Source organism: Paenibacillus forsythiae T98 (genome assembly GCF_000520735.1).
GTDB lineage: Bacteria > Bacillota > Bacilli > Paenibacillales > Paenibacillaceae > Paenibacillus_AQ > Paenibacillus_AQ forsythiae.
In genome coordinates this window covers 1-515 of the sequence record NZ_ASSC01000852.1, presented here as the reverse complement: position 1 = coordinate 515, position 515 = coordinate 1, and the positions used below count along the sequence as shown (strand labels likewise).

At 38.8% G+C, this 515-nt stretch carries 1 protein-coding gene; it reads right to left on the bottom strand.

The window, feature by feature from the left end; genetic code table 11:
- Positions 1 to 505, bottom strand: a 505-nt coding sequence (locus tag L692_RS0125945) for a 5'-nucleotidase (protein WP_415752787.1), incomplete at its 3' end; no start/stop codon positions are given.
- Positions 506 to 515: the final 10 nt, after the last annotated feature.

Here is a 515-nt window from a genome sequence, read left to right as displayed (position 1 = left end):
GAGGTGCAGTGTCCACAATAAGGGTGTTCAGCCGAACTCTAATATCAAGTTTTCTAAGTGTAGTAATCACTCTTTCATGTGCAGGGGCATTTCTAGCAGTAGCAATTGCTATTCGAATTCTCGGTTTATAATCAGGGTCATTTTGATTCTTTAAGATTTCTCTCTGTTGTAGCTTAGATATTTCAGTGAAGAATCTTAACAGAGGCCCAGCTGGCAAGGGTTTACTTGCGAACTCTTTCTCATGAGAATGGAAACTTTCTAAAGCGCCACTTTGAAAAATAGACTCAGCGGAATCATCAGCAATGACACCATCGAAATCAAATGCTAAACGTATCTCATTATCTTCTTCGTTATCAACATAATCCGAAGGATAAATACATCCTGCAGGATATCCATGTTCAACTGCTTCTTTAACGTCATCTGGATTACCAGATAAAAATAGAGATGCATTAAAAGCAACCATATACTTAAAAGGATTGCGGCTGAACACCCTTATTGTGGACACTGCACCTCTT